Source organism: Nostoc parmelioides FACHB-3921 (assembly GCF_014696625.1).
Classification (GTDB): domain Bacteria; phylum Cyanobacteriota; class Cyanobacteriia; order Cyanobacteriales; family Nostocaceae; genus Trichormus; species Trichormus parmelioides.
The window spans coordinates 1-8,849 of record NZ_JACJQL010000124.1; the positions used below are offsets into that span (position 1 = coordinate 1).

An 8,849-nucleotide genomic window follows, 5' to 3' on the forward strand; every position below is an offset into this window, starting at 1 on the left:
GGTTGACCGTTGGCGATCGCTTCGGCAACAATGGCAATCAATGACTCGGTTTTGCCTGTGCCTTTGGGGGATTTGAGCAAAATCAGTTTAGCGTCATCAGGAATTGCTAATTCTCCTAGATAACGCTGATTCAGGGTCAACGCAGGCTCATAGGACAGGCGATTGTAGCTTTTCACCTGCCATTGCTCATAGGTGAGTGCAAGGCTTATCACCTCATGGGCGACATCTGACCCCCTGGCAATGATTAAATCATCAATGCCCTTTTCGGGATAATTCCACTCTGTAATCAGGACTTGACAGTGAGAGGCCGTTAACAGCTTGGTAGTTTGGGCGATGGCAATGTTGACCCGTTGAATTGTTTCTGGCTTGGTGTCGTGGTCAAAGCAGACGGTAAATTTACGTCCTAGAGTAGCGAAGTGTTGCAGTTCGGGAATGAGATGTCTTTCTCCGGTGGGAATGCCAAACTCATCTTTTAGATTGCGGTAGCCACTGTTTACCCCAGGCAGCGCGATCGCTGCATAACCTAAAGTGAGCAACGCCCCAGCTTTTTTAGCCCCTTCACAAATTACAACAGGAATGTTGTACTTCCACACCCAATGCCAGAAACCCAATGCGCGATCGCAATCGCTGATGGGTTTGTCATATCTTGCGGCTATGCTCGACCAAATTTCATCGGTAACAGCTAAGAAAAACGCCCTTGTTGGCACTCGCAACGGGTGTTCATATTTGATAAATTTAGAAACTTTGTTTGGGTCGCGCCTGGGGCGGTCGGGCTTCATGCAGCCCCAGTCCATCGGGCTGTAATCGTTGAGTGGGTCAACGCCGTTGCACCACCAGGAACGTCCTTCAATGTGGTGGTATTTTTTTAATACACCGTCTCTAAGTCGTCCATCGTTACGCCGGGGAACATTTTGACTGTAGAACAGGTAATCGTAGGCGGTTCTACCTGATACCGAAACAACGTTTAGAGCAATAATTCCAGGATCAACAGCACTGGCTAACCATTCATTCCAGTGAGTTCCTTCTATATGTAAGGGTCGAGATATTGTCTCACACCCTCCTAAAACTTCATGTAGTTGAAGTGCGCGGTTACTACTTATCACAGATGTACCCTCAAATAACTGGTTATTCAGCATTTAGAGGGGGTTAGCGCACTGCTACGCCTCATATCTATGAGATTTACTGTTTTACTTGTTTAAACTTGGTTTTTAGTTAGCAAAAAAATTATTAAATTTATCTGCCGACATAACTTTGTAAATTGCCACAGCAACTCATATAATATGAGTAAGCAGCGCGGAACAATCTCGGTTGCCAATAGTGGTAAGAGCTTCCAACTTCGTCCCACTTCTTTGGTCTTTGAGAGATAAACCCCGCTCGCAGATATTTAAACCTTTAATTTTTAACTTCTGGCAAGGTGTTCACTACTTAGTAACACTTTGCCTTTTTAGTTTTAGTGGTGTTGTGTATTTACCTCCATTACAAGCTTCATTTGTATTCATGCCTGATTTTACAGAAATTCTGTCCGCTTTATATGTAACAAGACCTAATTCATGGCTTGAAATTACTTAATAAAACTTGATAGTTTCTCAAAAGCCTGAGATTCTGTAAGTTGTCTTCATTCATGTCACCTCTCCTCAAATTGAAAATTGGGAGAAGTAACAGGTTTCTCATATATTATATAGCTCTAAAACTCGAAAATCTAAACTGACTTCTTCTTGTCTCTTTTTGTAAGCCATTCATTAATTAAATCCCTGATTACATCTTCCATAACTAAATCATCCTCCGTACAAGCAAGCTTGAAAGCTTTGTGAATTTCTCGTGGCACTCTCGCACGGACAAAAACAGAGTCATCTTTATTGGTTGATGGTCTTCCTGGTTTTTTCTTTTCCTCCATAGCTCAAATACTCATTAATTAATTTTTTTAATTATCGCCAAAGTATAAGTAAATGTTGTTTTCGAGTATTAGAGTATTAGAGTTTTCGAGCTATAATAAATTCACAAGCCAAAAACAGCCACCCAACAAAGGCAATAGAAGCCAGAAAGTGACGTTGAGGCTTGCCAAAAGCTGGATGTGTGGATTTATGGCGATTTAGCTTTTAAATTCTCAAAAGCCAGAAATATAAAGACTTTTACCAATAATCAGAACCATGACAACCACATACTTGAACGCCGATAATTGGCTTGCTCAAGCCGATTTACTCACCAATTCCGGGTTAACTACCATCACGGGAGGTAAAGACCCTGGTGCTGGGTATGGCAAGGCTATCTATGGTGATTTTTCTATCATGATGCCAGCAGCATACTCATTAGTCCGTAACCGCAACATTCGCCATTACGAAACAATTTCTAAGGATGGCTGCTGGATTCGTTACGTCGAAGGTTCGCGCCTGGACTTAAAAGAAGTTCAATTCTTCTGGGGCAGTGCAGCGCTCGTACAACCTGACTACACGCTACTCCATGAGGACAAGTCCAAAAAAGCAGAACTGGCATTAGAAAGCATCCTTGCAGACTTAGCAGTTCTGAATATTCCCGATGGAATAAGACTAGAGATTAGTTTGAGCAACCACAACCCACAACGCTGGGACAAAGAAATTAAGCGGCGAGTGCAAGGTATTCACACCTTCCAACATAAACACCCCATCAATCAACAAATTGTTACTAAAACGGTTGAGATTTTAGTTACAGGTGTTTATCGAGAGGGCTTTGGCAGTATCGCTTACTGCCTATTCGGTGAACCAATTCTCACCCTAGAAGAATCAGAGGTAGCTATCGCCCTTGATATCGGTTCATCGACTTGGCTAATTACTGTGTTTAACGGCAATGGTGCAGTGATTGGTGAACATTTAATAGAGAATGGCTGCGGTGAATTGCACTCAATGATTGCCGAGGCATTAGACAAGAGAAACGATGGAGTAAGCCTCATATCCAAAGATGTTAAACATTCCCCTTCTTTAGTAAATAAAGGGATTCTAGATGGCACTTTGACTTATGGAGGAAATCGACTTACGGGCAAGAGTTTTGAAGTGGAATATGCCCAATGTTTAGACCAATGGTGGTCAAGCCAGATTGAGAAGTTTGCCAATATCGTCACCTCTAAAAATTATCTAGATAGAGCTAAATACTTGGTGGCGTGGGGTGGTGGAGTTTCCTTACCAGTAGTCGATGAAAATCTAGCTCAATTCGGCTTTATGGTCTTGCCAAATCCGCAATTTATCAATGCGATGGGATTGAAGTTACTAACAGAAACTATGACAGGAGTAGAAACAAGTGTCTGATAAAACCTGCTACGAATCTCGGCGTATAACCATCTCGTATTTAGCAGTTTACGAACTGTGCCAAATGTTTGACATTCCTCAAGATGCACCAACACAAGCATTTTCAGCAGCAATAGAAAAGCTGATATTTCAGTCTGGAGTTAACAAGAGTGCATTACCAACTCCTCAAAATCAAGCATTAGCAACTGCACCAATACAACCGAATAAGGCAAGGCTATTAAGTATGGTTAGTCAGTAAAAAGGGGTAGCTTCATGAATAATCTAAGCAGAGTCTATGACAGCACATTACTAACCCAGTCAAAGGTCTATCAGATAGACCGAAACTTATATCAATACCTGTACAAAACAGGAACAATCCGCGCTCCTAAGTATCACTTTCGCCCACTCGCAGGACAACGAAAAAAAACTGATTTGATTATTAACCACAGCACTTTGATAAATCGATGTGAGGAGGTATTAGGGATGAGCGTTAATGTCTCTGTTATTAGTCAAGAATCACTGCAATTATCACTGTTTTGAAGGAGAAATAATTGTGAAATTTAGACAAGTAATAGGAGCCACTTTATTTCTATCTAGTTGTGTTGGTTTTGGTTATCTCTCTACTCAAAAGTTTGGCGCAACTACCACAGCAATGATAGGTGGAGGAATGTTCACCATAGGAGCAATCGCCCACTTACAACCTAAACCAGTACCACGCCAACGTACCAACAAATCTATTAATGAAAAGGCAGAATTATGAGCCAATCATTAAAGTGCCTAATTCAAGAGGCACAGCAAACAATTCTACAAATTCGCAACCATCCCGATTACAAGCAAATTGCACTTAACTATAGTCCTGACTTGACGTTAGGAGATGCAACAACAGCATTGACTTATTTGCAGTGGGAAGTTGAGGAGAGAACAACTATCGATGTAGCAAAGCTTGAAGCATTTTCTGGTTAAAGGGAGAGCGATTGCTTGACTGGACACCGAGCAATCGCCCTCAAGTTGCACAAGTACAACAAAAGGATTCTAGCAAGATGGACAGCAAATATTATCTGTGTGAAGCAGAGAATACCGATGAGGGAGTAAACAAGGTTACGCCCTACGACAAACCAGAAGACGCATTAGCCGCCGCATCTAATAGCACCGCCAAAGTACATTTCATCTCCACAGTTAACCCTTTGGCTGTTGACGAGGAGGAAGAAGAATAATGGCTCGTAACTATGGAACTGCCAAACTAAAAAACCATATCTCTGGTAATGCCCCTGGTACTTTGGGAGCGATGAGCAAACTGTTTGATGTGTCGGCGGAGGACTTTAACAAAGCACTTCAGGGCGACCAAACGGTAATCACCCGAATTGCAGATATGGCACGACTGTCGGACACTGCCAAAGCTAACTTACCTAAAGCATTGGAGGCATACCGTTCGATTATTGAGACAACCGGGGATGTTAACCAAGCCTATGCGGAACTGGTGCAACTAACCCAGAAGCACGGAACGCAAACGCTCAAAGCTATCAACTCATCAAAAGGGAGTGAACAGCGTTTCAAAAATGAGATGGTGGAGATGGTGCGATTCGTTAGCTAGAAACTAGACTCTGCAAGGATTCTAGGGGATTAGCTGCTAGGTAATAGCCTAGATAACTGATTAACAATGTAGGTGTGAATCCTACCCCTCAAGTGCTGAGGTGAAAGCCCTTTCCCTACTGTAGCGACTAGCCATCAATCGGTAAAGCGGGAATGAACGGCGCTCTTACTGGTAGCCCAAACCCGGTAAGGAGCCAAGCAAGATATCCATGAGTACGAAAGAAAGACACGTTTTAATCATCGTTATCATTCAAGTAGCGCAATCAGGCTGAAACGCTGCGCCAAAAGGCAAAGGATAAGGGATTGGCGGTTCATCTCCCGACCAATAAGCACCCCCATTAACCCCGGTGAAGAGTGTCGCTCTAAAGATATCAGTATTGTTAATCGGAACGAAGTAACCCGTCAAACGCTCTCAGGTGGTCGAATACCTGAGTAGGTGCTAACCGGATGCCTTGACGGGCGAGATTGAGTAAGAAGCGAACGCTTGGCTGTAATGGTCAAGATATGCTGACGTACTCACGATGATTTGGTAGGAATAGTCACATTAAGAAGTGTATATGTCTAAAACACTGAGCAATCAGATGGTGGAATGGAACGCGATTAACTGGCGAAAGCTGGAAAGGAACGTTTATAAGCTTCAGAAAAGAATATTCCAAGCCTCTCTACGTGGTGATACTAAAGTAGTCCGCCGACTCCAAAAAACACTGATGAGGTCTTGGTCAGCCAAAGCCTTATCTGTCCGCAAAGTAACCCAGGATAACCAAGGCAAGAAAACCGCCGGGGTTGACGGTATAAAATCTCTCACCCCCAAGGCTAGACTCACCCTGGTTCTAAGCTTAAACATTAACCAGAAAGTTAATGCAACCCGTCGGGTTTGGATTCCCAAATCAAACGGAGATAAGCGACCCCTCGGTATTCCTACTATGCACGACAGAGCAACTCAAGCGCTTGCTAAACTGGCTCTTGAGCCAGAATGGGAAGCAAAGTTTGAGCCTAACAGCTACGGTTTCCGACCAGGAAGAAGCGCCCACGATGCAATCGAAGCAATATTTAATAGCATCAGATTAAAGGAAAAATACATCCTAGATGCTGACATATCCAAATGCTTCGATAAAATCAACCATAAAGAATTGCTCAAGAAAATCAATACATTCCCAACGATGCACAGACTTATCAAAGCATGGCTGGAATCGGGTGTAATGGATGATGGACAATTCTTTGAGACTAACGAAGGCACACCCCAAGGCGGTGTTATATCTCCCCTACTAGCGAATATAGCCCTTCATGGGTTAGAGCAAATAGCAGTAGATTTTGCAGACAGTCTCAAGGGTGATAAGAAAAAAAATCGATGCTCAATATCCTTAATAAGATACGCTGACGATTTTGTAATCCTAGCCAACGAAAAAGTTCAAATTGCAGAAATGAAATTTGATGTCTCAAGGTGGTTAGCAAAAATGGGACTGGAATTAAGTCCTAGTAAGACCAGAATAGGTCACACTCTGCTTAACCCGATAATCCCAGAAAAAGAATCAGACGATTATAAAGACTCTGGCTTCGACTTTCTCGGATTCAACGTTAGGCAATACAAAGTTGATGACCACCACTCAGGTAAGGCAACCAACGGTAAATTACTGGGATTTAAGACACTCATCAAACCCAGCAAGAAAGCGATTAAGAAACACTACGATGCAATCGCGGAAATTATCGACGCTCACAAATCAGCCCCACAAGCTGCACTAATAGCAAAACTCAACCCCATCATTAGGGGGTGGGTCAATTACTATTCAACAGTTGTAAGCAAAGAAACATTTTCTACGCTTGAACACTTAGTATATCAAAAGCTTTCCAGATGGGCAAAACGCCGCCACCCAGGTAAATCTATGGGATGGATAACCAATAAATATTGGCATACCGTGGGCGGGAATAACTGGGTATTCTCAGTAACCAAAGATGGAAAAATAACCGAAACCTTAGTTAACTATGCCAGCAAGCCAATTGTTAGACATATCAAAGTTAAGGGGACAGCATCACCATTTGACGGAAACTTGAAATACTGGAGTTCTAGAAGAGGAAAACACCCCCTAGTTCCGGCAAGAGTGGCAACACTTTTAAAGAAACAACAGGGTAAATGCGCTCACTGCGGATTGTATTTTAGGGAAGATGATTTGATTGAAGTTGATCATATTATCCCCAAGTCAAAAGGCGGAAGGGATATATACGGAAATCTTCAAGCATTGCATCGTCAATGCCACGATAGTAAAACTGCCAACGATAACTCGGAAGAAAGGGACGCTTTATCAACATGGTAGTTAGAGGTACTCATGACAAGAGCCAAGTCATTGAGGAGCCGGATGAGGTGAAAGTCTCACGTCCGGTTTTGAAGACCAACGGGTCTGGTGACAGATTCGTTGAGTTTAATCAAGCCGAACACGTCAACGCCACCACAGCAGAAGCAACCCGACACGCTCAACGCTCAAGCCTGATTCAGATAGCGGGGGCCACCGCCGACCTAATGGCGATCGCAAAATACGAGGCGGATTTAATCAAGGCATCCAACAAACTACCAGAAGCACAGGATACGGCGGATAGGGCTTATGAAACTGCCGTAACTACGGCACTGTGGACTAACGGTAGTGAAGCGAAGACCGACCGCATACCCAAACCAAACTACTCGCGTACTGCTGGAATTAGCCGTGTAGGGCAGTGGTTCCGCAACTTTATGGGCATTTAAACCATAAGTAAAAAGCCAGAGGATGAGAAACTCTGGCTTTTATACCCGTTTATAGGGTTAAGAAGGAGTAAAAATGAATGAAATAGATGCTTTGTTATCTCAATTTCACTCCAATAATGAACAGACTCCCTCTCCTTATTGGAGTGAACCGCAAAAAACTCAAACCACCCCAGAGGATGAAGACAGTGAACGGCTAGAGCAATCTATTAGGGATGTATTCAGCAATAAACAACTGCTAAACAAAGCACTGGCAACGTTCTTGGGTGTATTTACCGCTAACACTGGAGTCAGTTTACTAACGAGTTTAGGAATTGGCGCGATCGCTTCTGGGACACTCGGCAGCATTGTACTGGGGTTATTCTTCGCCAACACCCTCACCAAGATTCAATATGACGACAGACTCCACATTGGCAAAGACTTCATGGTTGCGACTGTTCAGACTGCAAGTGTAGGGGCTTCGCTGTGGATAGCCTTTGATGAATATCGGGTTGTCTCTGAGGCGACCAAGATAGGTAAGACACGGTTCTATGAGGAGGTAAGGAGCTACGAAGTTAAACCAACTCCCCAACCTGAACCCCCTTGGCTGTTAATGGGGTTGGGTGCAGTGGGGTTGTTGCTGATTGCATCAATGCTAAAGGGGGCAAACCAATGAAACGTAAGCAGTTCGAGTCATACATCCGCTCAGGGACAGCCAACAATATTACTGTGGGTGTGCTGGCAACCATCGGCTTAATTTGTGGGGCTAAATCATTCACTGGTACTCAAATCAGTTTGGTGGAATATTGCTTTATCCCCTCTACACTGACCTCACCAGATAACCGTGCTAAATACTGCACACCAGATAAACGCTACATAATGCCCTTGTCTGAGTTTTATGCCGAAGTTTACGCACCAGCTAACCCCTCGTTTCAACGTGATAATTTTCTGCCTACCAAAGCTACCCGCCTAAGAATAATAGAACCAAGTAATGTCTCCAAACCTTGGTGGGGATTAGTTTCTTTATTATTCCTTGGCGGAGCCTACGGACTGTCCAAAGCACGGGAATGGCGGTTGATGCGATTGTTGCCTGAGCTTAGAGAGGAACTCCGCACCAACTGGCTAATTGCCAAGCTTCGAGAAGGGTTAAGGCTCCATAAGGAAAGTTACACCGCCCAACTAGACTACGAGTGTGACTTGAATGAAAAAATGAGCTTTTAGCTCACATTATGCTTCACGAAGCAGATATCCATTTTATACTTCGCAAAAATAGTGAAAGTAGAAAATTTATTTTTCCA

Annotated in this window: 13 protein-coding genes; 11 read left to right on the plus strand and 2 right to left on the minus strand. The window is 43.4% G+C overall.

What is annotated here, in order from left to right; translation table 11 throughout:
• Both H6G14_RS32000 and H6G14_RS32005 read right to left on the minus strand, forming a co-directional pair.
• The coding region (locus H6G14_RS32000; RefSeq protein WP_190572889.1) for a DUF3854 domain-containing protein at positions 1–1,103 on the minus strand (1,103 nt) is incomplete at its 3' end.
• A 596-nt stretch (positions 1,104–1,699) separates the two neighbouring features.
• Complete coding sequence (locus tag H6G14_RS32005; RefSeq protein WP_190572890.1) at positions 1,700–1,894, minus strand: plasmid partition protein ParG; 195 nt, start codon at positions 1,892–1,894, stop codon at positions 1,700–1,702.
• Between the two features lie 253 nt (positions 1,895–2,147).
• Here H6G14_RS32005 and H6G14_RS32010 point away from each other — a divergent pair, with 253 nt between their 5' ends.
• The 11 genes from H6G14_RS32010 (at position 2,148) to H6G14_RS32060 (ending at position 8,772) form a co-directional block, all read left to right on the plus strand.
• A complete protein-coding gene (locus H6G14_RS32010) occupies positions 2,148–3,275 on the plus strand; it encodes a ParM/StbA family protein (protein ID WP_190572892.1) in 1,128 nt (375 codons plus the stop codon).
• Positions 3,268–3,513 (plus strand): hypothetical protein, encoded by a 246-nt coding sequence (locus tag H6G14_RS32015; protein WP_190572904.1) that lies wholly within the window; start codon positions 3,268–3,270, stop codon positions 3,511–3,513. Before H6G14_RS32010 ends, H6G14_RS32015 begins: the two co-directional genes overlap by 8 nt.
• Positions 3,514–3,527: 14 nt before the next feature.
• Positions 3,528–3,794 (plus strand): hypothetical protein, encoded by a 267-nt coding sequence (locus H6G14_RS32020; protein WP_190572895.1) that lies wholly within the window; start codon positions 3,528–3,530, stop codon positions 3,792–3,794.
• A gap of 13 nt (positions 3,795–3,807) precedes the next feature.
• Positions 3,808–4,014, plus strand: coding sequence for a hypothetical protein (locus tag H6G14_RS32025; RefSeq protein ID WP_190572897.1), 207 nt, complete (start codon positions 3,808–3,810; stop codon positions 4,012–4,014).
• Positions 4,011–4,217: a hypothetical protein gene (locus tag H6G14_RS32030; RefSeq protein ID WP_190572899.1), complete on the plus strand. Its 207-nt coding sequence runs from the start codon at positions 4,011–4,013 to the stop codon at positions 4,215–4,217. Before H6G14_RS32025 ends, H6G14_RS32030 begins: the two co-directional genes overlap by 4 nt.
• Before the next feature lie 11 nt (positions 4,218–4,228).
• Positions 4,229–4,468 carry a hypothetical protein gene (locus tag H6G14_RS32035; RefSeq protein WP_190572905.1) on the plus strand — a complete coding sequence of 80 codons (240 nt, stop codon included), beginning with the start codon at positions 4,229–4,231 and terminating at the stop codon, positions 4,466–4,468.
• The gene (locus H6G14_RS32040) at positions 4,468–4,845 is read left to right on the plus strand and encodes a hypothetical protein (RefSeq protein ID WP_242054274.1); all 378 of its coding nucleotides are present in this window, start codon (positions 4,468–4,470) and stop codon (positions 4,843–4,845) included. The genes H6G14_RS32035 and H6G14_RS32040 overlap by 1 nt, the downstream gene beginning before the upstream one ends.
• Before the next feature lie 556 nt (positions 4,846–5,401).
• Complete coding sequence (gene ltrA, locus H6G14_RS32045) at positions 5,402–7,153, plus strand: group II intron reverse transcriptase/maturase (RefSeq protein WP_190572901.1); 1,752 nt, start codon at positions 5,402–5,404, stop codon at positions 7,151–7,153.
• Positions 7,147–7,575, plus strand: a complete 429-nt coding sequence (locus H6G14_RS32050) for a hypothetical protein (protein ID WP_242054276.1) — start codon at positions 7,147–7,149, stop codon at positions 7,573–7,575. Before ltrA ends, H6G14_RS32050 begins: the two co-directional genes overlap by 7 nt.
• A gap of 73 nt (positions 7,576–7,648) precedes the next feature.
• The gene (locus tag H6G14_RS32055) at positions 7,649–8,227 is read left to right on the plus strand and encodes a hypothetical protein (RefSeq protein ID WP_190572903.1); all 579 of its coding nucleotides are present in this window, start codon (positions 7,649–7,651) and stop codon (positions 8,225–8,227) included.
• Positions 8,224–8,772, plus strand: a complete 549-nt coding sequence (locus H6G14_RS32060; protein ID WP_242054278.1) for a hypothetical protein — start codon at positions 8,224–8,226, stop codon at positions 8,770–8,772. Before H6G14_RS32055 ends, H6G14_RS32060 begins: the two co-directional genes overlap by 4 nt.
• Positions 8,773–8,849 lie beyond the last annotated feature (77 nt).

Bases quoted from the DNA above. Each gene is read 5' to 3' on its own strand.
- H6G14_RS32005 (WP_190572890.1), bottom strand. From the start codon at position 1,894: ATGGAGGAAAAGAAAAAACCAGGAAGACCATCAACCAATAAAGATGAC.
- H6G14_RS32010 (WP_190572892.1), top strand. From the start codon at position 2,148: ATGACAACCACATACTTGAACGCCGATAATTGGCTTGCTCAAGCCGAT.
- H6G14_RS32020 (WP_190572895.1), top strand. From the start codon at position 3,528: ATGAATAATCTAAGCAGAGTCTATGACAGCACATTACTAACCCAGTCA.
- H6G14_RS32030 (WP_190572899.1), top strand. From the start codon at position 4,011: ATGAGCCAATCATTAAAGTGCCTAATTCAAGAGGCACAGCAAACAATT.
- H6G14_RS32040 (WP_242054274.1), top strand. From the start codon at position 4,468: ATGGCTCGTAACTATGGAACTGCCAAACTAAAAAACCATATCTCTGGT.
- ltrA (WP_190572901.1), top strand. From the start codon at position 5,402: ATGTCTAAAACACTGAGCAATCAGATGGTGGAATGGAACGCGATTAAC.
- H6G14_RS32050 (WP_242054276.1), top strand. From the start codon at position 7,147: ATGGTAGTTAGAGGTACTCATGACAAGAGCCAAGTCATTGAGGAGCCG.
- H6G14_RS32055 (WP_190572903.1), top strand. From the start codon at position 7,649: ATGAATGAAATAGATGCTTTGTTATCTCAATTTCACTCCAATAATGAA.
- H6G14_RS32060 (WP_242054278.1), top strand. From the start codon at position 8,224: ATGAAACGTAAGCAGTTCGAGTCATACATCCGCTCAGGGACAGCCAAC.